General features: G+C 71.7%; 22 protein-coding genes. 7 read left to right on the forward strand and 15 right to left on the reverse strand.

Annotated features, from left to right (window positions below; translation table 11 throughout):
• Nucleotides 1–10 precede the first annotated feature (10 nt).
• Nucleotides 11–811 carry a purine-nucleoside phosphorylase gene (locus ACQPZP_RS38325; RefSeq protein WP_433464553.1) on the forward strand — a complete coding sequence of 267 codons (801 nt, stop codon included), beginning with the start codon at nucleotides 11–13 and terminating at the stop codon, nucleotides 809–811.
• Nucleotides 808–2,436 (forward strand): phospho-sugar mutase, encoded by a 1,629-nt coding sequence (locus tag ACQPZP_RS38330; protein ID WP_433474545.1) that lies wholly within the window; start codon nucleotides 808–810, stop codon nucleotides 2,434–2,436. Before ACQPZP_RS38325 ends, ACQPZP_RS38330 begins: the two co-directional genes overlap by 4 nt.
• Here ACQPZP_RS38330 and ACQPZP_RS38335 read toward each other — a convergent pair.
• The 3 genes from ACQPZP_RS38335 to ACQPZP_RS38345 are packed head-to-tail and all read right to left on the reverse strand — an operon-like array spanning nucleotide 2,429 to nucleotide 5,053.
• Entirely contained in the window at nucleotides 2,429–3,067 is a 639-nt protein-coding gene (locus ACQPZP_RS38335; RefSeq protein ID WP_433474546.1) for a PH domain-containing protein, read from the reverse strand. The two genes, ACQPZP_RS38330 and ACQPZP_RS38335, sit on opposite strands and share 8 nt — an antisense overlap.
• Nucleotides 3,068–3,074: 7 nt before the next feature.
• Nucleotides 3,075–4,166 carry an adenosine deaminase gene (locus ACQPZP_RS38340; protein WP_433474547.1) on the reverse strand — a complete coding sequence of 364 codons (1,092 nt, stop codon included), beginning with the start codon at nucleotides 4,164–4,166 and terminating at the stop codon, nucleotides 3,075–3,077.
• The gene (locus ACQPZP_RS38345; protein ID WP_433474548.1) at nucleotides 4,163–5,053 is read right to left on the reverse strand and encodes an alpha/beta fold hydrolase; all 891 of its coding nucleotides are present in this window, start codon (nucleotides 5,051–5,053) and stop codon (nucleotides 4,163–4,165) included. Before ACQPZP_RS38345 ends, ACQPZP_RS38340 begins: the two co-directional genes overlap by 4 nt.
• Nucleotides 5,054–5,137: 84 nt before the next feature.
• On the opposite strand from ACQPZP_RS38345, the gene ACQPZP_RS38350 reads away from it, so the two are divergent.
• The gene (locus ACQPZP_RS38350; protein WP_433474549.1) at nucleotides 5,138–5,704 is read left to right on the forward strand and encodes a CGNR zinc finger domain-containing protein; all 567 of its coding nucleotides are present in this window, start codon (nucleotides 5,138–5,140) and stop codon (nucleotides 5,702–5,704) included.
• An 84-nt stretch (nucleotides 5,705–5,788) separates the two neighbouring features.
• Here ACQPZP_RS38350 and ACQPZP_RS38355 read toward each other — a convergent pair whose 3' ends face one another.
• Nucleotides 5,789–6,151, reverse strand: a complete 363-nt coding sequence (locus ACQPZP_RS38355; protein WP_433464560.1) for a cupin domain-containing protein — start codon at nucleotides 6,149–6,151, stop codon at nucleotides 5,789–5,791.
• A 77-nt stretch (nucleotides 6,152–6,228) separates the two neighbouring features.
• On the reverse strand, nucleotides 6,229–7,251 hold the full coding sequence (locus ACQPZP_RS38360; protein ID WP_433474550.1) for a metallophosphoesterase family protein: 1,023 nt from the start codon (nucleotides 7,249–7,251) through the stop codon (nucleotides 6,229–6,231).
• Between the two features lie 414 nt (nucleotides 7,252–7,665).
• Between ACQPZP_RS38360 and ACQPZP_RS38365 the strand changes: the two genes are divergently transcribed.
• Genes ACQPZP_RS38365 through ACQPZP_RS38375 form a run of 3 tightly spaced genes read left to right on the forward strand, consistent with a single transcriptional unit; the run spans nucleotide 7,666 to nucleotide 9,840 of the window.
• Entirely contained in the window at nucleotides 7,666–9,033 is a 1,368-nt protein-coding gene (locus ACQPZP_RS38365) for a sensor histidine kinase (RefSeq protein ID WP_433474551.1), read from the forward strand.
• Between the two features lie 10 nt (nucleotides 9,034–9,043).
• Nucleotides 9,044–9,478, forward strand: coding sequence for a roadblock/LC7 domain-containing protein (locus ACQPZP_RS38370; protein WP_433474552.1), 435 nt, complete (start codon nucleotides 9,044–9,046; stop codon nucleotides 9,476–9,478).
• A gap of 8 nt (nucleotides 9,479–9,486) precedes the next feature.
• Nucleotides 9,487–9,840: a DUF742 domain-containing protein gene (locus ACQPZP_RS38375; protein WP_433474553.1), complete on the forward strand. Its 354-nt coding sequence runs from the start codon at nucleotides 9,487–9,489 to the stop codon at nucleotides 9,838–9,840.
• A 261-nt stretch (nucleotides 9,841–10,101) separates the two neighbouring features.
• Here ACQPZP_RS38375 and ACQPZP_RS38380 read toward each other — a convergent pair whose 3' ends face one another.
• Nucleotides 10,102–11,061: a helix-turn-helix transcriptional regulator gene (locus ACQPZP_RS38380; protein WP_433474554.1), complete on the reverse strand. Its 960-nt coding sequence runs from the start codon at nucleotides 11,059–11,061 to the stop codon at nucleotides 10,102–10,104.
• 62 nt (nucleotides 11,062–11,123) lie between these two features.
• On the opposite strand from ACQPZP_RS38380, the gene ACQPZP_RS38385 reads away from it, so the two are divergent.
• Nucleotides 11,124–11,561, forward strand: coding sequence for a VOC family protein (locus tag ACQPZP_RS38385; RefSeq protein WP_433474555.1), 438 nt, complete (start codon nucleotides 11,124–11,126; stop codon nucleotides 11,559–11,561).
• Nucleotides 11,562–12,080: 519 nt separating this feature from the next.
• On the opposite strand, the gene ACQPZP_RS38390 is transcribed toward ACQPZP_RS38385, so the two are convergent.
• The 9 genes from ACQPZP_RS38390 to ACQPZP_RS38430 form a co-directional block, all read right to left on the reverse strand.
• Nucleotides 12,081–12,491, reverse strand: a complete 411-nt coding sequence (locus tag ACQPZP_RS38390) for a hypothetical protein (protein ID WP_433474556.1) — start codon at nucleotides 12,489–12,491, stop codon at nucleotides 12,081–12,083.
• 276 nt (nucleotides 12,492–12,767) lie between these two features.
• Nucleotides 12,768–14,042, reverse strand: coding sequence for a thymidine phosphorylase (locus tag ACQPZP_RS38395; protein ID WP_433474557.1), 1,275 nt, complete (start codon nucleotides 14,040–14,042; stop codon nucleotides 12,768–12,770).
• 2 nt (nucleotides 14,043–14,044) lie between these two features.
• Nucleotides 14,045–14,449, reverse strand: a complete 405-nt coding sequence (locus ACQPZP_RS38400; protein WP_433474558.1) for a cytidine deaminase — start codon at nucleotides 14,447–14,449, stop codon at nucleotides 14,045–14,047.
• A 5-nt stretch (nucleotides 14,450–14,454) separates the two neighbouring features.
• Nucleotides 14,455–15,813: an ABC transporter permease gene (locus tag ACQPZP_RS38405; protein WP_433474559.1), complete on the reverse strand. Its 1,359-nt coding sequence runs from the start codon at nucleotides 15,811–15,813 to the stop codon at nucleotides 14,455–14,457.
• Complete coding sequence (locus ACQPZP_RS38410) at nucleotides 15,810–17,153, reverse strand: ABC transporter permease (protein WP_433474560.1); 1,344 nt, start codon at nucleotides 17,151–17,153, stop codon at nucleotides 15,810–15,812. The genes ACQPZP_RS38405 and ACQPZP_RS38410 overlap by 4 nt, the downstream gene beginning before the upstream one ends.
• Complete coding sequence (locus ACQPZP_RS38415) at nucleotides 17,150–18,733, reverse strand: ABC transporter ATP-binding protein (RefSeq protein ID WP_433474561.1); 1,584 nt, start codon at nucleotides 18,731–18,733, stop codon at nucleotides 17,150–17,152. Before ACQPZP_RS38415 ends, ACQPZP_RS38410 begins: the two co-directional genes overlap by 4 nt.
• Nucleotides 18,734–18,885: 152 nt before the next feature.
• Complete coding sequence (locus tag ACQPZP_RS38420) at nucleotides 18,886–19,944, reverse strand: BMP family lipoprotein (RefSeq protein WP_433474562.1); 1,059 nt, start codon at nucleotides 19,942–19,944, stop codon at nucleotides 18,886–18,888.
• 313 nt (nucleotides 19,945–20,257) lie between these two features.
• On the reverse strand, nucleotides 20,258–21,502 hold the full coding sequence (locus ACQPZP_RS38425) for a M20 family metallopeptidase (RefSeq protein ID WP_433470140.1): 1,245 nt from the start codon (nucleotides 21,500–21,502) through the stop codon (nucleotides 20,258–20,260).
• A gap of 454 nt (nucleotides 21,503–21,956) precedes the next feature.
• Complete coding sequence (locus ACQPZP_RS38430; RefSeq protein ID WP_433474563.1) at nucleotides 21,957–23,123, reverse strand: glutamate--cysteine ligase; 1,167 nt, start codon at nucleotides 23,121–23,123, stop codon at nucleotides 21,957–21,959.
• Between the last annotated feature and the right edge of the window lie 192 nt (nucleotides 23,124–23,315).

Genomic DNA, 23,315 nt, shown 5'->3' on the forward strand with positions numbered 1-23,315 from the left:
TGTCGGCGATGTGAGCAACGACGCTTTTGCACTCGCGCAGGACGCGGCCGCGGAGCTGCGCGCCCGCACGTCCATCGACTCCTTCGACGTCGCCCTCGTGATGGGATCCGGCTGGGTTCCGGCGGCCGACAAGCTGGGGGAGCCCGTCGCCGAGCTGACGGTCACCGACCTGCCCGGGTTCGCGCCCCCGGCCGTGGAGGGCCACGCCGGGCGGATCCGGGTCGTCGAGGTGGGCGGGCGCCGCGCGCTGGTGTTCCTCGGCCGGACGCACCTGTACGAGGGGCGCGGTGTCGACGCGGTCGTGCATCCCGTCCGGACGGCCCTGGCGGCCGGCGTGACGACGATGGTGCTCACCAACGCGGCGGGCGGGCTGCGGCCCGAGCACCAGCGCGTGGGCGACCCGGTGCTGATCTCCGACCATCTGAACCTGTCAGGCGCGAACCCGCTGACCGGCGCGACGTTCCTGGACCTGACCGAGGCGTACTCGGGACGGCTGCGCGCACTGGCCCGGGAGATCGACCCGACGCTGTCCGAGGGCGTGTACGCGGCGTTCCGCGGCCCGACCTACGAGACGCCCGCCGAGATCCGGATGCTGCGCACGCTAGGCGCCGACATGATCGGCATGTCGACCGTGCTGGAGACGATCGCGGCCCGGCGGGGCGGTGCCGATGTGCTCGGGATCTCCCTGGTCACCAACATCGCGGCCGGGCTGTCGGACGCGCCGCTCGACCACGAGGAGGTCCTCGCGGCGGGGCGCGCGTCCGCCGGCCGCATGGGCACCCTGCTCGGCACCGTGCTGGCGAAGCTGTGAGCGATCTGCGCGCCCGGGCCGAGGAGTGGCTGGCGCAGGACCCGGACCCGGACACCCGCGCCGAACTCCGGGTGATCCTGGACGAGGGCGACGACGCCGCCCTGGCCGACCGGTTCGGCACGCGGCTGGAGTTCGGCACGGCCGGGCTGCGCGGTGAGCTGGGCGCCGGCCCGAACCGGATGAACCGGGTCACGGTCATGCGCGCCGCGGCAGGACTCGCCGCCTGCCTGCCCGCCGGCGGCCGGGTGGTCATCGGGTTCGACGCGCGGCACGGCTCGCGGCGGTTCGCCGACGACACGGCGGCCGTGCTCAGCGGGGCGGGCCTGCGTCCCGAGGTGTTCGCCGATCCCGTCCCGACCCCCGTCCTCGCCCACTTCACCCGGACGTTCGACGACATCGTGGCGGGCGTCATGGTCACGGCCAGCCACAATCCGCCGCGCGACAACGGCTACAAGGTGTACTGGGCGGACGGCGCGCAGATCGTCCCGCCGACGGACGCGGAGATCTCCGCCGCGATCGACGCCGTCGGCCGCGTGGACGGGCTGCCGCTCGGCGAGGGCTGGCCCGTCCATCGCGACGCCGGCCTCTATCTGGACGCCGTGTCGTCCCTGCACCTCGGCGGCGACCGCGGCATCTCGATCGTCTACACGCCCATGCACGGCGTGGGACGGGACGTCCTGCTGGCGGCGTTCGGCCGTGCCGGGTTCCCCGCGCCGGTCGTCGTGCCCGAGCAGGCCGAGCCCGACCCCGACTTCCCGACCGTCGCGTTCCCGAACCCGGAGGAACCGGGCGCGCTCGACCTGGCCCTGAGCCTCGCCGAGACCCGGAACGCCGACCTGGTGATCGCCAACGATCCGGACGCGGACCGCTGCGCGGTCGCCGTCCCGTCGCCGGACGGCTGGCGGGCACTGACCGGGGACGAGGTCGGCGGCCTGCTCGCCGAGCACGTCCTGCGGCACACCACAGGCGACGACCGCCTGGTCGTCACCACGATCGTGTCGTCGTCCCTGCTGCGCTCGATCGCCGCCGCGCACCGGGTCCGGTTCGCCGAGTCGCTGACCGGCTTCAAGTGGATCATGAAGGCGGGCGACCCGGGGCACCGGCTGGTGTTCGGCTACGAAGAGGCGCTCGGCTACAGCGTCGGCGACGACCGCGGCGTCCTCGTCAACGACAAGGACGGCATCGGCGCCGCCCTCGCCGTCGCCGCCCTCGCCGCCGACGCGAAACGCGACGGCCGTACGCTGCTCGACCTGCTGGACGCCCAGGCCCGCAAGTACGGGCTGCATGCCACGTCCCAGCTCTCGATCAGAGTGGACGATCTGTCCCTGATCACCGCCGCGATGACCCGGCTGCGCGCCGCTCCCCCACGGGCATTGGGCGGACACCGGGTCGAGTCGGTGGACGACCTCGCCCGCCCCGAAGGGGGCCTGCCTCCCACCGACGGTCTGCGCTTCCGGCTGTCCGGGGGCTCCCGCGTGGTCATCCGCCCGTCGGGCACGGAGCCGAAGCTGAAGTGCTACCTGGAGGTCGTCCTCCCGGTCGGCGACGACATCACCGCGACCCGCGCGCGCGCCGCCTCCGACCTGGAAGCCCTGCGCGCGGACCTTTCCGCGGCCCTCAGCTGACGACGCCCACGACCACGAGGACGATCAGCACCACCAGGGGGACGGTCACCGCCGCCACGGCCGGAATGGACCATCTGACCGTGCCCGTGGCCGGCTCCTCCGCCTTGGCCGCGGCGGCCTTGTCCGGCGCACCTGATCTCGCCTTCGGGCGGTGCCGGTCGCGGAGCTCGTTGAGCTGCTGCGCGGCGTACATGGTCGGAGTCCGCCCACGCAGATCGAGGCTCTCGCCCTTGCGGGCCTCCTTTTGCGCGCGCGCCTCCGCCTTGGCCTGCGCCCGGGGCGAGGTCTGCAGGACCCAGGCGCGCGTCTCCAGGTCCGCCCCGTCCGGGCCGGCGAAGGACACCGTCACCGCGTTCTTGCCCTCGATCTTGCGCACGGCGCCCCACGGCGCCCGGACCTCCCGCAGCGGGTTGCGGACGGTGACCCCCTCGTCGTCGCCGGCGATCATCGGCCGCAGGCCGACCGTGTACGCGATCCCGCAGCCGAACAGCAGCAGGAACGTGATCGCGAACGTCGTCAGCGAGTAGTCGGGGTCACCGGTGATGCCGACGAACAGGTCCACGAAGTTGAGCACGGCGAACGCGAGCCACGCGTAAGCGGCGACACGCCCGCCAGTGGAACGGATGGTCATGGCCCGATCATGCCAGTGGCCGGGCGCCGCTCCACTTGAGCTGCGCGAAACCGGGCTTGATCACGCCGTTGATGAGTTCGAGCCGCTCGTTGAACGGCGCGAACGCCGACTTCATCGCGTTCACCGTGAACCACTGCAGGTCGTCCCATCCGTACCCGAACGCGTCGGCGAGCTTGGCGAACTCCTCCGACAGCGTCGTGCCGCTCATCAGCCGGTTGTCGGTGTTCACCGTGACACGGAAGCTCAGCCGCCGCAGCAGCCCGATCGGGTGCGCGGCGATCGACTTCGCCGCGCCCGTCTGGATGTTGGACGTCGGGCACATCTCCAGCGGGATCCGCTTGTCCCGCACGTAGTCGGCGAGCCGGCCGAGCCGCGCCTCGTCGCCGTCCACCTCGATGTCGTCGATGATCCGGACGCCGTGCCCGAGCCGGTCGGCACCGCACCACTGGATCGCCTGCCAGATCGACGGCAGCCCGAACCCCTCGCCCGCGTGGATGGTGAAGTGCGCGTTCTCCCGCTGCAGGTACTCGAACGCGTCGAGGTGCCGGGTGGGCGGATACCCGGCCTCGGCGCCCGCGATGTCGAACCCGACGACGCCCGCGTCGCGGTACCGGACGGCCAGTTCCGCGATCTCCATGGACCGCGCCTGGTGCCGCATCGCCGTGACCAGCGTCCCGACCCGGATCCCGAAGTCCTCGCGGCCCCGGGCGAACCCGTCCAGGACGGCCTCGACGACCTGCTCCAGCGACAGCCCGTCCCGGAGATGCTGCTCGGGCGCGTACCTGACCTCCGCGTAGACGATGCCGTCCTTCGCCAGGTCCTCGGCGCACTCGTACGCCACCCGCGTGAGCGCCTCGACGGACTGCATCACCCCGACGGTGTGGGAGAACGTCTCCAGGTACCGTTCGAGCGATCCGGAGTTGGACGCCTCCTCGAACCATGCCCGCAGGTTGCCGGCGTCGGTGGTCGGCAGATCCCCGTACCCGGTTTCACGCGCCAGATCCACGATGGTCGCGGGGCGCACCCCGCCGTCCAGGTGGTCGTGCAGCAACACCTTCGGCGCACGCCGAATGTCCTCAAGAGTCGGCCGAACGTTCATCCCTCGAACCTACCGGGCCCCCTCCAGGTGCGGTCCATGAAGGTGGCGATGAGCGGGGCGATCTCGGGAAGGTGGGTCTCCAGGGCGAAGTGCCCCGTGTCGAAGAGGTGGAGTTCGGCGTCGGGGACGTCCCGCGAGTAGGCGCGGGCCCCGGGCTCGGGGAAGAACGGATCGCCGGCGCCCCAGACGATCAGAGTGGGCGGGGTGTGCTCGCGCAGCCACGCCTGCCAGCGGTCGTAGCGCTCGACGTTGGAGTGGTAGTCGAAGGCCAGCGCCACCTGCGCCTCCTTGCGGCCCGGCAGGTCGAGGAAATGCTGGTCGAGCGTCCAGCCGTCCGGGGCGAGCGACTCGGGGGCCGCGACGCCGGTCTCGTACTGGCTTCTGGTGCCGGACGGCGTCAGCAGGCCGCGGACGGTCTCCTCCGCCCCGGGCGTCCCGGGGCGCAGCGCGATGAAGTCGCGGGCGGCGTCCGACAGGCCATCGGCGTAGGCGTTGCCGTTCTGGACGACCAGGCCCGCGATCCACTCGGGATGCCGCTCGGCCAGCCGGAAGCCGACCGGGGCCCCGAAGTCGAACACGTACATGACGAAGCGGGACGGCCCGAGCCGCTGGACGAAGCCTTCGGTGATGTCGGCGAGCCGGTCGAAGGAGTAGGTGAACCCGTCCGGCGCGTGCGTGTGACCGAAGCCGGGATAGTCCGGAGCGATCAGCCGGTAGCGGGCACCGAGGGCGTCGATGAGCCGGCGGAACTGGTGTGAGGCCGACGGGAAGCCGTGCAACAGCAGCAGCACGGGCGCGCCGTCCCGCTCCGGCACGGACTCGCGGTAGAAGACACGGACGCCGTCGACGTCGATGTATCGGTGCACGGTACGAGCGATCGCAAACATCCCTAACACCTCTCATCGAAGATGATGCATTAGATATACGACCGCGAGCCTAATGTGTCAACGCATGGATGTACCGTTAGTGCCATGAGCGATCTGATCCCGCTGATCGGGGAGCCGCCGGCCCTGGACCTGGTCAACACCCGTCCGGCGGCCGCCGACCTGCTGTCCACCCCCGGTGACCTGCGGTCCTGGCTGGGCCTGGAGGCCGGCCGGTTCGAGGAGGCGCGGGAACTCGCCGACGCCGATCTGACGGGTGCCGATCTGGCCGCCGTCCGGGACGTCCGGGAGCACACCGCCCGCGCACTCGACCGAGTCCGCCATGGTCGGCCGCCCGCGGCGGACGATCTGGACGCCCTCAACCAGGCGCAGCGCGCCGCGCCCGCCATCGTCGAACTGGCCTGGGGCGGCGAGGCGGTCACCGCCACCCGCCGCCGCACCGGCTCACCCGGGGCGCGGGTCGCCGCCTGGCTGGCCGAGGCCGCCGCCGGGCTGCTGGCCGACCCGGCGGTCCGCAAGGTCCGCCAGTGCGAGGCCGCCGAGTGCGTGATGCTGTTCCTGCCCGCCCATCCCCGCCGCCGCTGGTGCTCGGCCGCCCGCTGCGGCAACCGCGTGCGCGTCGCCCGCCACTACCAGCGCCACAGGCTTCCCTGACCCGGCGCTCCCCTACGGCCGCGGAGCCGGGCCGCGATGAGGCGGCCCGGCTCCGCGGCGGACCCTTGTTCGCGCCGTCGGCGCCTAGGAGCCCGCGGCCTTCGCGTACTCGCCGATGCCGCCGGCGAAATCGAACACCACGCAAGCCTCGTCCCCGAGTACCCAGGCGTCATGTCCGGGCGGGACGACGAACACGTCGCCCGGTCCGACCTCCTGGTCGGCGCCCTCCTTGGACTGGATGCGCATCCGGCCCTGCACGACATAACCGTTGTGGTGTACCTCGCAGAGGTCGGTGCCGGCGATGTCCTTGACCGACTCCGTCCAGCGCCATCCGGGCTCGAACGTCGCCTTGCCGAAGACCAGCCCCGTCAGGTTGACGACTTCCAGATGCCCCCTGGGGAAGTCGCGCCGCTCGTCCGGCTTCTCGATGCTCTTGACTTCCGTCATGATGGGTCCCCCTTTCACCATCAATTCTCACGCTCGCACCGGCACTAACCTGCGTCAAGGCGCCGGAGGCCGGCGGGTCACCGGGACGCCGGAGACTCGGGCACCGCCAGGCCGAGCGCGGCTGCCAGGTCGGCCGTCTTGCCGGGCGTCGAGCACTGCCTGGCCAAAGCGGCCTCGTCGAGCCGGCCGTCACGGGCCTGGAAAAGGAACCGCGCCGCGCGATGCCGCCGCAGCTCGTCGTTGGTGCACCCGTCGGCGGCTTGACGCGCCGCCGCGACCAATGCGGGGAACGACGACCGCAGATCCGCCGCCCATTGTTCGACCGCGTCCAGCCAGCCGCGCGCTCCGGCGTCGGCCGTCGACGAGAATTTGGCGTTCGCCACGGCCAGCTCCGCGGCGAGTTCCGGCCAGGTGAAGTCGTGCCAGGACCTGGACTTCAGGACGGGCAACTGCCATTGCCGCCTGACGTTCGACCAATGATCGGCACGCGCCTTCACCGAGTGAACGGTGAATCCGGGCACGCAGAGCGCGGTCAGGTTCCAGCCATGGCAGGCGCCCGTGTCCAGGCCGAAGATCCGCGCATCGCGGATCAGCGGCTCATGTCCGGTCACGTGATGACCGAACACGACCGGCTTGGCATCGGTGTAGTGGTCGTGCCAGTGGCCGTCCGGGAAAAGCGCGGTGAGCTCCCGCTGGCCGCTGGTCGTGCCGGAGAGGATCTCCTCTTTCTGCTCGGCCAACGGGATTCCGGACAGCATCGCGGCGTGGACCACGCGGACATGCTCGTCCTCGAAGTAGTACGGCAGCGTCCGCATCCACTCGACGGTCTCGGCGTACCGGTCGCCCAACTGCAATCGCGTGATCTCCTGCGCATAGGAGAAGATCCCGCGCACGTGCTTGCGCTCGTGGTTGCCCATGACCGCGACCGAGTTCGGACGCTCGCGGAAAAGCCGGGTCACCTCCCCGGGCGAGGGCCCGCGATCGACCAGGTCACCCACGCTGACCAGGAGATCGTCCGGGCGGAGACCGATCTTTTCGAGCAGTTCGAGCAGCTCGTCGAAGCAACCGTGGATGTCGCCGACGATGACCGTGCGTCCCACGGGACGAACCTAGGCGGGCGGCGGCCCACCGCGCAAAGAATTTATGCCGCGGCGACCGCCCGCGTGACCGCGCGGCACCGAGGCGCGCCAGGACCTCGCGCCCGGGACACGGAGCGGGCGGCCGGCGTTCACATATACGAAGGTCCAGGGAATATGATCTTCGTTTCCGGAAGATTCGATCTTTGATTGTCGATCTTCGGCATCTCCATATTCTTAATATGGACCTGCGGTTCGCAAGTTTCGGAAGAAGTGGGCATTTCGGGACAGGGCACTTGATTGCACTCCGGTATCTCCGAAACTTCGGCAATCCACACTTCCTCGATCGAGCACTGTGTCAGCCTAGATACGGACTGTACGCGTCAAGTGCGCATTACCGAGCAATGTGTCCTGTCGTCGAACGCACCGAGGACGCCGATGCCTCACTTCCCCGAATCTTCTGCCGCCGAGCGCCGGGGTGGCCGGCGATACGGCGGGTCGCCCGCCCATGGCGCGCCGAGCCCGATCGGCGTGCGCGGCTTCCACCCGGGCATCTTCGTCCTTCCCGCGACGGCGATGGCGCTCCTCGGGGTCGCCGTCGCGGCGGTGCTCTACACCGGCGACGCCGTGACCCCGACGACGCTGCCGGTCCTGGTCGTGGCCGGCGCGGGAACCCTGATCATCATGGGCGCCGCCGCGTTGTCGGCGGACCTCGCGACCCGCCGCGTCCACCGGCAGCACGCGCGGCTGTCCGTCCGCGACCAGGAGGAGGTGCATCGCCGGCTCGGCGAGCTGTGGCTCCTGATCACCCGCGGCCGGCATGGCCTGCAGGAACTGACGGCGCGGCTCAGCGCCGGCGAAGCCGTCCTGCCGGCCGCGGACGACTCCCCGGCCACCGACCCCGGCGACCCGTTCCTGCGGCTCGCGGGTGAACTGCGGAAGGCGCAGGGCGAGGCGTGGAACGCCGTGCTCGACGCCGCGAACCACGCCTCCGCCGGGGGCGGGGACCAGCGGGTCGACGTCGTCGTCAACCTCGCCCGCCGGATGCAGTCACTGGCCCACCGGACCATCCAGGGCCTGGACGAGCTGGAGAACCAGGTCGAGGACCCTGATCTCCTCAAGGGCCTGTTCAAGGTCGACCACCTCAGCACCCGCATGCGCCGCCAGGCCGAGAGCCTCGCCGTGATCGGCGGCGCCGCGTCCCGCCGCCAGTGGAGCCGGCCGGTGACCGTGTACGAGGTGCTGCGGTCCGCCATCGCCGAGGTCGAGCACTACGACCGGGTCAAGGTCGTGCCACCCGTCGACGGGACTCTGCAGGGCAGCGCGGTCGCGGACGTCGTCCACCTCCTCGCGGAACTCGTCGAGAACGCCACCAGGTTCGCCGCGCCGCCCACGCAGGTGCTCATCCGCGTCGAGGACGTCGCCGCGGGCCTGGCCATCGAGGTCGAGGACCGCGGCCTCGGCATCCCGCCGGAGAACAGGCGGCGGCTGAACGACCTGCTCGCCGGCGCCGACGACGTCCAGACCGGCGAGCTGCTGCAGGAGGGGCGCATCGGGCTCCTCGTGGTCTCCGCGCTCGCGCGCCGCCACAATGTCCGCGTCCGGCTCCAGGGGAATCTCTACGGAGGTACGCAGGCCGTCGTCGTCATCCCGAGCGGGCAGATCGGTGACGACGCGGAGGGCGCCGAGGTCCAGGCCCGGCCTGCGCGGGCCGAGGCCGTCCCGGCGGCCGCGGACAACGCGCCGGCCCTCGCCTCCGCCGCGCCCGCGCTCACGAGTCCCCCGACGAAACCCCACGAGCGATAAGGAGCGTCCGTTGAGCGCTGTCCCCCCGAACCAGGCTCAGGATCTCGCTTGGCTGTTGCGGGGCCTGGGCGAAGAGGTTCCGGTCATTCGCGGCAGCGTGCTGCTGTCCTCCGACGGCATGATGAAGGCCGCCGACGGCTTCGACCGCGCCGACGCGGAGCACTTCGCGGCGCTCGCGTCAGGTCTCTTCTCCATAGCGCGCAGCGCCGGAACGAAGTTCGACGGCAGCAACGAGGTCCGGCAGGTGGTGGCGGAACTCAAGGGCAGCCAGCTGTTCCTCTCGTGGGCCGGATTCAATTCCCTGCTGGCGGTGCTGGCGCGGGCGGAGGCCGACCCTGCCGTGGTCGGTTTCGAGATGGCCCGGCTGATCAAGGCCGTCCGGCCCTTCCTGGACACCGCGGTGCGGCCGGCCGTCACCACCGGCCGGCCGTATCGGCCGGCATGACGGCCGGCATGGGCGAGTTCTGGCTCGACGACGCCGCCGGGCCGCTGGTGCGCCCGTACGCGGTGATCGACGGCCGCACCCGCCCGGCCGTCGAGCTGACCCTGCTGTCCCTGGTCACCGCGACCGGGCACCGTCCGGCGGGCCTGGACCCGGAGCACGCCAGGGCCGCCGACCTGTGCCGCGGCCCGACCTCCGTCGCCGAGGTCGCGGCGCATCTGCGGCTACCCGTGGTGGTCGCCAAGGTGCTCCTCGCCGACCTGGTGCACTGCGGGGCGATGACGACACGAGCGCCGCGCATCGCGGCGGACCACACCGACCGGGATCTCCTGGAGAAGCTGCTCGACGGCCTGCAACGAGCCTGATCAGGCGTTCCCCACTCAGGTCGAGATCCTCATCGCGGGCGGCATCGGCGTGGGGAAGACGACGTTCGTCAGCGCGGCGAGCGAGATCGAGCCGCCCGCATCCACGACACCCGCCATCGCCGGCAAGGTGGTCAGCGGTGAGTGGTGACGACCCGAACCGTTCTTCAACGCCGCCCGCCTGGACCGCTCGATCGCCCTGGCCACCGACGACTACGTCCGGCTGGCGTCCCCCCGCCTCGTCCCCGTCACCGCGGGCTGAGGTCAGTCGGTGCCGGCCATGGCGGTGAGGCGGCGGGCGAGGCGGGCGGCGGCCGCCCGCAGTTCCGGCGGCTCCAGCACCTCCGTCTCGAAACCCAGCCGGACGACGTGCACGGCGAGCAGGTCCAGGTCCTCCGCGCCGACGACGAGCACGCACCAGCCGTCGCGGCCGTCCTCGACGCGTCCCACCTGGGGCGGCATCAGCTCCCGCACCCGGTCGGGCTCGGCGTGCACCCGGATGCGGGCGACGTACCGGTACGGCGCCTCGGTCACGGACCGCTGCACGTAGGCGACCGGGTCGGGATGCTCCCGCGGCCGGAACCGCCAGGTCGTCGCGGCCACCGCGCGCATCCGGTCCAGCCGGAAGGTGCGCCAGTCGTCGCGGTCGACGTCCCAGGCCATCAGATACCAGCGGCGGCCGGTGGTGACCATCCGCACGGGCTCGACCGTGCGCTCGCGCTCCTCGCCGTCCCGGCCGGCGTAGCCGAACCGCACCCGGACGGCGTCGCGGCAGGCCCGCGCGAGCGTCACCAGCACCTCCGCGTCGATCTCGACTCCGGGGCCGACCAGGGTCGCGGTGGCGCCGTGCACCGCCCGTACCTCGGCGCGCAGCCGGGGCGGCATCACCTGGTCGAGCTTGGCGAGCGCCCGTAGCGCCGCCTCGCCCGCCCCGGCGACCGTGCCCCCCGACGCCAGCCGCAGGGACACCGCCGTGGCGATCGCCTCCTCGTCGTCGAGGAGCAGCGGCGGCAGCCGGGTGCCCGCGCCGAGCCGGTACCCGCCGCCGACTCCCGCCACCGCGTGCACCGGGTAGCCGAGCGTGCGCAGCCGCTCCACGTCGCGGCGCACCGAGCGGTCGGTGACCCCCAGCTCGGCGGCGAGTTCGGCGGACGTCCAGGACCGCCCTCGTTGCAGCAGTCCCAGCAACCGCAGCACCCGCTCGGTCGTCCCCTCGACAGTCACCGGCCCATCGTCCTACAGATCACGGAACGGTTCTGTCCGCTATAGGCGGGAAACTCGGAACCATGACACGCGAGATTCAGATCACCTTCGACTGCGCCGACCCGGCCGCCCTGGCCGCGTTCTGGGCCGAGGCCCTCGGCTACCGGCTGCAGGACCCGCCCGGAGGCTTCGAGTCGTGGGACCAGGCGCTGGAGGCGATGGGCGTTCCGCCCGAGAAGCGCAATGACGCCTCGGCTGTGGTCGACCCCGAAGGCTCCGGCCCGCGGCTGTTCTTCCAGCGGGTGCCGGAGGGCAAGCAGGTCAAGAACCGCCTGCACCTCGATGTGCGAGCCGCGCCCGGCCTCCAGGGCGACGCGCGCATGGCGGCCCTGGAGGCGGAGGCCGAGCGGCTCGTCGCCCATGGCGCCACCCGCCTCAAGCGCTACGAGCCCGCTCCCCCGCTCGGCGCCGGCCACATCCTGATGACCGACCCCGAGGACAACGAGTTCTGCCTCGACTGACCGGGCGTTCCAAGTCCGTCCTTCACCCGGCGGCAGTCCGCCATCGCCGGGGTGTGTGATCAGGCCGCCGGGTTCGGCGTCGCGCGGGCGGAAGCGCTCGCCCGCGGCGCTCAACTCCGTCCGCGCGCGGGCCGCCCAGGGTGCAGCGCGGATCGTCTCGAAGGTCTCCACCGCGGAACGCAGCCAGAGGCGGGCGTCGCCGGGGTGGACGAGCGCGTGCCCCAGGGCTCGGCCAAACCGATCTCCCGGCCTTCGGCCTTGGCCGCGGCCTTGTCAGCAGGGCGGCGAGTTCCTCATCGGCGTCGACGGCGCCTGCCGCCAGGTGCCATGCCCGACGGTCACCGGACGAGCGGATGCCGGAAGGCCAGGGACCGGTCGCCGAACTCGATCGGGCCACCGTGCTCGGCGGGTTCGAGATCCTCGACGGACGCGCATAAGAGGGACACCGAATATCGCCCCACCCGGCGGTCGCCGGTCGAGCCGGGCCGCCGGGCGGGGGGGTTTGCTAAGCCAGGGTCGCTACTTCCACTCGTAGACTCTGGACTCCGTCTTACCGCTCGCGTCCGCCTCGTACTCGAACACGGCGGCCACGGTGTTCAGGCGCGAGAACTTCCCGGACGTCGTCCGGTAGAAGATCGCGCCCCGGAACGAGGTCGCTCCGTCCTTCAGGAGCCTGCCGACCCCGGTGCCCTCCCAGGTGAGGGTCTCTCCGCTGCCGGACATCGTGCAGCCCTGGCCGGTACCGCGCAGGACGCCGTCCGCGCCGAGGACCGACACGTACGTCCCCATGTCCACCATGTCCTCGTCGAGAAGGCGGCCGCGGGCCTCGAAGGAGACCTCGACCCGTGCCTCGCCCTGCTCGGACGGCGGCAGTACGCGGGTCCCCGTGATCTGCCCCGAGTCCTGGCCCAGTTGCTCTCCCAATGCCATCGTCGTCCTCCCCCCGAATGCGATCACTGAATCCAGTCGAACACCGGCCCATTCGCCGGTCAATGACGGGGGCGCGTGCGGGGACCCCGCATCTCCCCCGCCCTTCGGCAAGGAGGATCTCCGTCCGCGGCACCGCGGAGATAACGGGCAAAACACGTGAGCGCGGGACGCCGTTCCGGCGATGCGGGCACGGGGATTCAAGGCTTGACCCGGGGCTCACTCACCGATACGAAAAGGGCGCCGACCGTAGTGGGCGCGGACCGGTGAGCGCCCGGCTCACGCGATCCGGTCGATGATCAACGGGGTCCGGGGCGGCGCCCCCGCCTCGGCGATCTCGTACGCCCCGTCGAGGGATTCGAGCGCGCGGCCGAATCTGGACTCCTCGTCGGCGTGCAGGGTCAGCAGCGGCTGCCCCTCCCTGACGGTGTCCCCCGGCTTCGCGTGGCAGATCACGCCCGCGCCGAACGACACGGGGTCCTCCTTGCGGGCCCGGCCGGCGCCGAGACGCCAGGCCGCGACACCCACCCCGTAGGCGTCCAGCCTGGTCAGGACCCCGGAGGACGGGGCGGTCACCACATGGGTCTCACGGGCGGCCGGCAGCGGCGCGTCCGGGTCGCCGCCCTGGGCGATGATCATGCGACGCCAGACGTCCATGGCGGAGCCGTCCTTCAGCGCGTCGGCCGGGTCCCGGCCGGACAGCCCGGCGGCGGCGAGCATCTCCCGGGCCAGCGTCAGGGTCAGCTCGACCACGTCGGACGGGCCTCCCCCGGCCAGCACCTCGACCGACTCGGCGACCTCGACCGCGTTGCCGACCGCGTTGCCCAGCGGACGGTCCATGGCCGTCAGCAGGGCGACGGTGCGCAGGCCGTGGTCGGTGCCGATCGCGACCATCGTCTCGGCCAGCTCGCGGGCGTTCTCCACCGTCTTCATGAAGGCGCCGGAGCCGACCTTCACGTCCAGCACCAGCGCGCCCGTACCCTCGGCGATCTTCTTGGACATGATCGACGACGCGATCAGCGGGATCGACTCCACCGTCCCCGTCACGTCGCGGAGCGCGTAGAGCTTGCGGTCCGCGGGCGCCAGGCCGCCGCCCGCCGCGCAGATCACCGCACCCGCCGAGCGCAGGACGTCCAGCATCTCCGCGTTCGACAGCGACGCCCGCCACCCCGGGATCGACTCCAGCTTGTCCAGGGTCCCGCCGGTGTGGCCGAGGCCGCGGCCCGACAGCTGCGGGACGGCCGCGCCGCACGCCGCCACCAGCGGCGCGAGCGGCAGGGTGATCTTGTCGCCGACGCCGCCGGTGGAGTGCTTGTCGGTGGTCGGACGGTCCAGCGCCGACCAGTCCATCCGCTCTCCGGAGCGGATCATCGCCTCCGTCCACCGCGCCACCTCGGGCCGGGACATGCCGTTCAGCAGGATCGCCATCGCCAGCGCCGACATCTGCTCCTCGGCGATCGCGCCCCGCGTGTAGGCGTCCACCGCCCAGTCGATCTGCCCGGGGGTCAGCGTCCCGCCGTCCCGCTTGGCGCGGATGACATCGATGGCGTCCACGATCAGCCTCTCTCGACAAGGTCGTCCGGGCCGAACGCGTCCGGCAGGACGTCCGACATGGGCAGGATGCCGCGCGTCGTCTCCAGCAGCATCGGGGCGCCGCCGTGCTCCCACAGCAGCTGGCGGCAGCGCCCGCACGGCATCAGCGGGTTCCCGTGCCGGTCGACGACCGCCATCGCGACCAGCCGCGGCCGCTCCGACTTGCCGGGCCCGTGCAGCGCCGACACCACGGCGCACTCCGCGCACAGGCCGACGCCGTACGAGGCGTTCTCGACGTTGCATCCCGTGATGACCCGGCCGTCGTCCACCAGCGCCGCGGCCCCGACCGGGAACCCGGAGTACGGGCAGTACGCACGCGTCATCGCCTCCCGCGCGGCATCGCGCAGGCCAGACCAGTCGATCTCCATGAGGGTTATCTTGCCTCGCCTCGCCGGTAGCGGAGGCCGTTGGCGGCGGGCATGCGGAGGCGCTGGCTGGCCAGGGCCAGGACGAGCAGCGTCGTCAGGTGCGGCGTGAACGAGACCAGCTCGCCCGGGACGATGTCGCTCAGCAGGAACCAGGCGAGCAGCGCGACGGCGGCGACCAGCGACAGCACGGCGCCGAAGTAGGCGTTGCGCATGTCCCGGCGCTGCGCCACGTCGGTCGCCGCCTGCGGGCGCAGCCGGTTCGCCCGGACGGTCTGCCAGACCGCGATGCCGATCAGCAGGATCGCCACGAACAGCAGGAGCGCGTGCACGGACTGGCCGCCGCCGCGCACGTTCATCGCGTCGGTGTAGCCGAACAGCAGCGAACCCGCGGCGAGGCCCCCGGGACGCCAGTTGCCGAAGATCATGGCGGCGAGGCCGATGAAGCCGCGGCCGTTGGTCTGGCCGTCCTGGTAGAACGGGGCCGCGACGGTGACGAGGAACGCGCCCGCCAGCCCGGCGAACCCGCCCGAGATCATCACGGCCGCGTACTTCATCCGGTAGACCTGCACGCCGAGCGACTCGGCGGCGTAGGGGTCCTCGCCGCAGGACCGGATCCGCAGCCCGAACGCCGTCCGCCACAGCACCAGGAAGCTGGCCGGGATGAGCAGCAGCGCCACCAGCGTCAGCAGCGACATGTCGCTGGTCAGCCCGCGCAGTATGCCCGCGATGTCGGAGACCAGGAACCAGTGGTGCTTCTCCAGCGTGCCGAGCCAGTCGGGGCTCTGCCAGCCGCCGATCTTGCCGCCGGACAGCACCGGCAGCGTCAGCGTCTGGATCGGGTCGACCGGGGGCGACTGCCGGGGGCCGCCGCCGAGGGCCTTCGCCTCGCCCTTGTCGAAGATCAGCCCGGCCAGGAACTGGGTGAGGCCCAGCCCGAGGATGTTGATCGCGACACCGGACACGATGTGGTCGACGCCGAACGACACGGTCGCGATGGCGTGCAGGAGGCCGCCGAGCGCGCCGCCGGCGATCCCGGCGAGGACGCCGATCCACGGGCCCCACTGGTAGCCGGCCCACGCGCCCGTCCAGGTCCCGAGGATCATCATGCCCTCGAGACCGATGTTGATCACGCCGGACCGCTCGGACCACAGCCCGCCCATCCCGGCCAGGAAGATCGGCACCGCGAGGCGCAGCGACGCGCTGACCGTCCCGCTGGACGTCACCGGGTCGGCGTCGTCGAGCACCCGGACCAGCGACAGCAGCACCAGCATCCCGGACGCGATCAGCAGATAGTGCGGCCAGCGCAGCCGGCGCGCGCCGTTCGCGGCCTTCTTGACGGACACCGTCTCGGTCACGGCGCTCATGAGGCACTCCCAGCGGCCTCGCGGGCCAGGTCGTGGCCGGTGGCCAGCTCGGCGGCGACGGCCCGCTGCTGCAGCCGGATCTCCCAGCGCCGGACGAGCTCGTACACGATGACGACGGTCAGCACGACCACGCCCTGCATGACCCCCACGATCTCCTTCGGCACGTCGACCTCCTGGAGCACGTCGGAGGTCTGGTCGAGGAACGCGAACAGCAGCGCGGCGAGCGCGATGCCCGCCGGATGGTTGCGGCCGAGCAGCGCGACCGTGATGCCGGTGAAACCGAGCCCGGCGGGGAAGTTCAGCGAGTACTCGTAGGACGCGCCGAGCAGCTCCGGCATGCCGATCAGGCCCGCCACCACGCCGGACGCCACCATCGTGTAGACGATCATGCGGCGGGCGTTGACGCCGCTCGCCTGCGCGGCGGACGACGACAGCCCCGACACCTTCAGGTCGAACCCGAACCTGGTGTGGTTGATGACGACCCAGAACACGATCCCGACGACGACCGCGAGCGGCAGCAGCCCGTACACGTCGCCGGGCAGGTCGATGCCGATCGAGGACAGGAAGCCGTTCAGGCCCCCGACCCGTCCCGACTCGGGGATCTGCGGCGTCGCGACGTTGTTGCTCCCCGGCCGGACGTCGGCGAGCCGCTTGTCGTTCAGCAGGTAGGCGATCAGGCCGGTCGCGATCGCGTTCAGCATGATCGTGGACAGCACCTCCGACACCCCGCGGGTGACCTTCAGCACGCCCGCGATCGCGGCCCACAGCCCGCCGACCACCATCGCCGCGACGATCACCAGCATCTGGCCGAGCGGGGCGGGCAGGGTGACGGCCCCGCCGAGCGCGGCGGCGAGGAACGCGGCCAGCCGGTACTGGCCGTCCACGCCGATGTTCAGCAGCGCCATCCGGAACCCGATCGCGACCGCGACCGCCGACAGGTAGTAGCGGGTGGCGCGGTTGAGGATGTCGACGATCGAGTTCTCGGTGGTGCCGTAGTCGATCATGCTCTTGATCGAGCTGACCGGGTCGGCGCCGGTGATCCGCAGCAGGATCATGGTGATGCCGAGGGAGATCAGCAGCGCCAGCACCGGCGCGCCGATCTTCAGCCCGAGCCCGCGCGGGCCCAGCGCCCGCAGCATCGCCTTCCACGACGGCACCGTCTCCGGGACCGCCGGCCCCGACGGCGCGTCACCGGCCGCGGGCTCCTTGCGCAGGGACGTCCCGCTCTCCGGCGTCGCGCCCTCCTCCGGCGTCGGGTCCCCTGACTCGCCGCCCGAGGCGGACGCGCCGTCCGGGACGTCGTCGCCCGGCGGCTTCGGGTCCTTCGCGTCGTCGCTCATGAGGGGGCTCCCGCACCGGTCATGGCGGAGCCGAGCTCCTCCGGGGTGACGGTCCGCGGATCGACCTCCGCGACCAGCCGTCCCCGCAGGATCACGTGCAGGGTGTCGGACATACCGATGAGTTCCTCAAGATCGGCGCTGATCAGCAGCACGGCCAGCCCGTCCGCGCGGGCCTGCCGCAGGTACTCCCAGATGGCGGCCTGGGCGCCGACGTCGATGCCGCGGGTCGGATGCGCGGCGATCAGCAGGTGCGGGTCGCCGGACATCTCCCGCCCGACGATGAGCTTCTGCTGGTTGCCGCCCGACAGCGCGGCCGCGGGCACGTCGATCCCCGGCGTCCGCACGTCGTACGCCTGGACGATCCGGGTGGTGTCGCGGCGGGCGCCGCGCCGGTCGATCCACGGGCCGCGCACGTTCGGCCGCTGGGTCTGGTGGCCCAGCATGCGGTTCTCCCAGAGCGTCCCCTCCAGGACGAGCCCGTGCCGGTGCCGGTCCTCGGGGATGTAGGCGATGCCGGCCTCCCGGCGCCGCCGGGTCGGCCACTGGGTGATGTCGTCGCCGCCGTCGCGTTTCATTGTGGGGGGACGACCCCCCACACCCCCCGTAAGGAACCGGATGGTTCCGGCGTCCGCGTGCCGGATGCCCATGATCGCCTCGATGAGCTCGGTCTGCCCGTTGCCCTCCACGCCGGCCAGCCCGACGATCTCGCCGCGGCGGATGCGCAGCGACACGTCGTCCACCGCGGGACGGCCCTCGGGGGTGAGCACGGTCAGCCCGGCGACGTCCAGCTGGACGTCCTCGGTGACGGTCGACTCGCGCAGCTCGGGGGTGGGCAGCTCGGACCCGACCATCAGCTCGGCCAGCTGCCGGGAGGTGACCTCGGCCGGGTCGAGGCATTTGGCGACCGTGGTGCCGCGCCGGATCACCGAGATGGTGTCGGCGACGGCCAGCACCTCGTCCAGCTTGTGCGAGATGAACAGCACGGTGAGGCCCTCGGCGCGCAGCTCCCGCAGGTTGCCGAACAGCTCGTCGACCTCCTGCGGGACGAGCACGGCGGTCGGCTCGTCCAGGATCAGCACGCGGGCGCCCCGGTACAGCACCTTGAGGATCTCCACGCGCTGCCGCTCGCCGACGCCGAGCGTCTCCACGAGCACGTCCGGGTCGATGCGCAGCCCGTACGCCTGCGACATCTCCTTGATCTTCGCGCGCGCGGCGGCGAAGTCGATGCGGCCGCGCCGCCAGCCCTTCGCGCGGGGCTCGGCGCCGAGGACCACGTTCTCCAGGACGGTCAGGTTGTCGGCCAGCTTGAAGTGCTGGTGGACCATGCCGATACCGCGGGCGATCGCGTCGGCCGGGGTCCGGAAGGCGACCTGCTCGCCGTCGACCTCGATGGTGCCCTCGTCCGGCTTCTGCATGCCGTAGAGGATCTTCATCAGGGTGGACTTGCCGGCGCCGTTCTCACCGCAGAGCGCGTGCACCTCGCCGCGCTCGATGGTGAGGTCGATGTCGCGGTTGGCCACCACTCCGGGGAACCGCTTGGTGATCGATGTCAGCCGCACGGCCGGCACCTGGTCAGGCACGAGTGCCCCTCCTCCTGCCTCGAACGTGCTGTGTCTGGAACCGCCGCCACCGGGCGCCACCGCGATGGTGACGCCCGGTGCACGGTTACGGCCGGACGAAACCGGTCCGCCCGGTCACGGCGCGGGAGGGATCCCGCACCCCGGCCGCGGCGTCAGGCCTTGGTCGGAACCGTGATCTTGCCGCTGACGATGTCGGCCTTCAGCTCGTCCAGCTTGGCCTTGATGTCGTCCACATGGCCGCCGGACGTGGCGTAGCCGATGCCGTTGTTCTGCAGGTTGTACTGCTTGGTACCGGCCTTGAAGCTGCCGTTGGCGACGCTCTCGACGAAGTCGTACACCGCGACGTCCACGTGCTTCTCCATGGACGTCAGGATGTAGTCCTTCACGCCGGCGACCGCGGGCTGGTTGTACTGGTCGGAGTCGACGCCGATGGCCCACTTCTTGGCCGCGCCGACGGTCTTGATGACGCCGATGCCCGCGCCTCCGGCGGCGTGGTAGATCACGTCCGCGTTCTGGTCGAGCTGGCCCTTGGCCGCCTCGTTGCCGAGGCCGGCGTCCTTGAAGCCGTTGAAGTTCGGCGGCTGCGTCAGGTACTTGGCCGGCAGCACCTTGACGCCCGGCTTGGCCTTCTTCGCGCCGGCCTGGTACCCGGCGAAGAACTTGTTGATCAGCGGCACGTTGACGCCGCCGATGAATCCGATCGTGCCGGTCTTGGACTTCAGCGCCGCGGCGGCGCCGACCAGGTAGGAGCCCTGCTCCTCGGCGAAGCACGCGCCGCTGACGTTCGCGCCCTCGACCTTGCACTGGTCGGCGTCGACGACCAGGAACTTGGTGTTCGGGAAGTCCTTGGCGACCTTGTTGATCGAGGCGGTGTAGGCGAAGCCCACGCCGATGACCGGGTTGTAGCCCTTGTTGGCCAGCAGCCGCAGGCGGGACTCCTTGTCGGAGTCCGGCTCGTCCGGCTTGGCCGAGATCTCCTCGGTCTTGACGTCGAGGTCCTTCTTGGCCTTGTCGAGGCCCGCGGCGGCCGAGTCGTTGAAGGACTGGTCACCGCGGCCGCCGATGTCGAAGGCGAGACCGATCTTGAGGGCCTTCTTGCCGCCCTCGTCACCGCCGCCGGTGTCCGCCTTCTTGCCACCGCACGCGGAAGCGCTGAGCGTCAGCGCCGCACCCGTCACGGTGACGAGCGAAATCTTGAGTCCACGGCGCAAGGTAGCGCTCCTTCCGTTCCCCACCCACGGTCCGGCGACCGGTCCGGTCACCGAAATCGATCGGACGCTACCTCGCGAATGCGGGCAAACTTCCCGCTTGCACCGTTTCGCAATAGGTCCGTTACCAATGCGTACGCATATCGCCACAGGTCAGCGCGGCAGTAGGCGCCGTGGACCGGTGCGCGGGGCCACCGTGTCAGGAGATGCCCGGGGGACCGGGAGGCCTGGTCGGACGGTTACACACGGTGATCGGACCGGGTGATCAAGCCGGGGACCAGGCAGGAGCTTCGAGCGGGAGGCTCAGGGGAGGGGTTCAGGCCAGGGCCGCGCCCTCGATCGGCTCGGTGTCGCCGGGACGGCCGCCCTCCCACAGCGCGGTCAGCGCGGTGGCGCTGAGCACCCGCATGCCGACCGCGATGCACCGCTCGTCCACGTCGAAGTCGCCGCGGTGCAGGTCGTACTCGCCGGGAGAACCGGGGGTGCGGACGCCGAGCCGGGCGAGCGCGCCCGGGATCGACTCCAGGTACCAGCCGAAGTCCTCGCCGCCGAGGCTCTGCGGGGTGGGCACGACGCCCTCCTCGTCCATCACCTGCGCGGCGGCGTCCCGGAACATCTGGACGCTGGCGGCCTCGTTCACGGTCGGCGGGACGCCCCGGACGTACTCCAGCGACGCCTCCACGTCGTAGGCGGCGGCGACCGACTGCAACAGCGCCTTCATCATCTCCGGAGCCCGGTGCCACGCCTCGTCGTCCAGGCAGCGGACCGTGCCCTCGGCGATCCCGTCGTCGGGGATGGCGTTGGCGACGGACCCGGCCGAGACCCGTCCCCACACCAGCGACAGGCTGGAGCGCGGGTCGACGCGCCGGGACAGCGCGGACGGCAGCTCGGTGACGATCTTGGCGAGCGCGTAGACCAGGTCGGCGGTCAGGTGCGGCCGGGCGGTGTGCCCGCCGGGCCCGGTGACCTTCACGTACACCTTGTCGCACGCCGCGGTGATCGGACCGGTGCGCAGCCCGAGCTGGCCGACCTCGATGCGGGGGTCGCAGTGCAGCGCGAACGCGCGGTCCACGCCGGCGATGCCGCCGGCCGCCATCACGTCCAGCGCGCCGCCGGGGGTCTCCTCGGCGGGCTGGAACAGGAGCCGGACGCGGCCGGGCAGCAGCCCGGCCTCCGCCTGCTGCGCCAGGAACAGGCCCGCGCCCAGCACCATCGTGGTGTGCACGTCGTGGCCGCACGCGTGCGCGACGCCCGGAACCGTCGACCGGTACTCGACGCCCTCCTTCTCGTCCTGGAGGGGGAGCGCGTCGATGTCGGCCCGCAGCGCCACCGTCGTGCCGTCGGCGGGGCCGATGTCGCAGAACAGGCCGGTGCCCTTCGGCAGGATCACCGGGTCCAGGCCCGCCGCGCGGAGCCGCTCGGCGATCCTGCGGGTGGTGCGGTGCTCGGCGTAGCCCAGCTCGGGGTGCATGTGCAGGTCGCGCCGGAACGCGATCAGCTCGTCCTCGTGCTCGGCGAGGAACGCGTCGAGCTGCGGCTGCAGCACGGCGCCGCCGAGCACGGCGGGGAAGCCCGCGACGGCGGCCAGCCCCGGCCGGCCCTGCTCCTCCTCCGCACCTTCGGAGACCGCGCCCTGTATCTCGGGTCGCGGCGCCTCGGGGTGCCGTGGGGCGGGTCGCCGTGCGGGCTCGCCGGACGCGGTCGTCCCGTTCACGCGGGCGGCCGCGGAGCCGGTGTCGAGGCCCTCGGAGCCCACAGGTCCCGGGGCGGTGGGTGGTTCAAGGCCGGGCATCACCCCGGGTCCCGGATGAGTCATGTGCGCCCCCTGCGCGAGGGCGGAGCCGAACGGGCTCCGCCCGGTGGTCTTCTGGTCGGTTTCACGAGCCTTGCTGTTCGCGGGGTCCGTCCCGGCCGGTTCGGCCGGGCCGGCGTCCCCCTGCGCTGCGGGGTCGGCGTTCGCGGGTCCGGCGTCCGCGGGCTCGGCGTCCGCGGGCTCGGTCGAGCGCCTCGGCTGCTCACGCTCCGGCATGTGCGACCTCCCCCAGTGTGACGAACCTGTCCTCCGCGAGCTCGGCGATCGCCGCGTCGACGATGTTCTCCAGCGTCCCGCCCTCGGCGCGGATCGCGCGCTGGCGTTCGTACGGGGCTCCGTGCTCCAGCACCTCGCCGGCGACCTTGAGCTCCTCGGCGCAGCCGAGCCGGTCGGCCACCGGTTCCAGCTCCCTGATCAGCTCGTACAGATCGTCGCGGAGCGGCGCGGTGTTCCCGGTGTCGTCGGTGATGATGATGGCGTCGAGACCGTACCTGGTCGCGCGCCACTTGTTGTCGCGCACCACCCAGGCGGCCGGCCGCGGCAGGGTGTAGCCGCGGTCGAGCTGCTGCTCGAAGAGCGTGACCAGACTCTGGCACAGAGCGGCGGCCATGCCCACCTCACGCATGGTCGGGATGCCGTCGAACATCCTGATCTCCACCGTGCCGAAGTCGGGATGCGGGCGGATGTCCCACCAGACCTCTTTGATGCTCCTTATGGTTCCGGAACGCATCAGGGTGTCCATGTAATCCTCGAAGGCCGCCCAGTCGTCTAGCAAGTGGGGCGGCCCGGCCGTCGGCATCTGGCCGAAGACGACCGAACGGCACGACGCGAGGCCGGTGTCGCTGCCGCTCCAGAACGGGCTGGAGGCGGTGAGCGCGAGGAAGTGCGGAAGATAGGACGAGAGAGCGTTGACGATCGGGATCACCTTGGCGCCGTCGGAGACGCCGACGTGGACGTGAACCCCGAACGTCTGGATGCGCCGGGCCAGCCACTGCATCTCCTCGACCAGCTGGGCGTAGCGCCCCATGGGCGCCATCACGGCGTCCCGCCAGTCGCTGATCGGGTGGGTGCCGGTGCAGGCCAGCGCGAGACCGCGGTCGGCCGCGGCGATCCGCAGGGCGGCGAGCGTCCCGGAGAGGTCGGCCTTGGCCTCCCCGACGGTGTCGCAGATGCCGGTCACGACCTCGACCGTCGACTCCATGAGCTCATGCCGGACGGGCGGGTTGTCGCCGTCCTCGCTGAGCGAAGGCAGGGCGGCGAGCACCTCGCGTGCGTCCTGCCGCAGGTGCCTGGTCTCCGCATCGACGAGCTGGATCTCCCACTCGACGCCGAGCGTCGCCCCGTTCGATGCGTTGAAGTCAATGGCCACGGCCAACCTCCGTCCACAATCCTTGCAGGTCGTTGCGTGGCACGTGGCGCTATTCAGCCAGCGGGTCCCTAAGCCTGGACAAACGCCGGTCCAGGTCACGTGTTCGCTCCATGATGACGTCCGAGCGCGCCACCCTGCCGGGTGTCCATGCCCTTTGCGGATCAATTGACTCATGCGGGCCGTCGGTGGGCG

Source organism: Spirillospora sp. CA-142024, from assembly GCF_050942325.1.
Lineage (GTDB): Bacteria > Actinomycetota > Actinomycetes > Streptosporangiales > Streptosporangiaceae > Spirillospora.